The organism is Desulfovibrio sp. OH1186_COT-070 (assembly GCF_003860215.1).
Taxonomy (GTDB): Bacteria; Desulfobacterota; Desulfovibrionia; order Desulfovibrionales; family Desulfovibrionaceae; genus Desulfovibrio.
The window spans coordinates 1-407 of the sequence record NZ_RQYH01000191.1 but is presented as its reverse complement, the minus strand read 5'-3'; the positions used below and the strand labels follow the sequence as shown (position 1 = coordinate 407).

1 protein-coding gene is annotated in these 407 nt (G+C 27.8%); it reads left to right on the top strand.

Annotated elements, in window-relative coordinates; translation table 11 throughout:
• On the top strand, positions 1 to 209 hold a 209-nt coding region (locus EII23_RS12480), incomplete at its 5' end, for a hypothetical protein (RefSeq protein ID WP_221620431.1).
• Positions 210 to 407: the final 198 nt, after the last annotated feature.

Genomic DNA, 407 nt, shown 5'->3' with positions numbered 1-407 from the left:
ATATAACAGAGAGTATTGAAAATGTAAATTTGACACTTGAAAATGTAAAAGATATTACCGAAGATATTAATGTATCTACAAGATTTGTAGCAGAACAAGTTGTAGATACTACAATGGATATTAGAGAAAATGTCGATATTATGATTGATAAAGTAGATATGATTATGAATATCATAGAAACTATCAGATCTTATTTTAGGAAAAAATAATTTTTATACTATCGACTTTTGATAAGTTTCTATTTTTTTATAAAGATAGGAGGACATTATGGGAGTTATAGGAAAATCAGAATTGTTGGAATCGTTGTATAAGATTGGAGAGGGAAAGGCCGGTTATAAGTTAAATAAAATGTTAATTTTGGCATTTTTAGCGGGGTTGTTTATAGCACTAAGCGGATTGTCTTATGT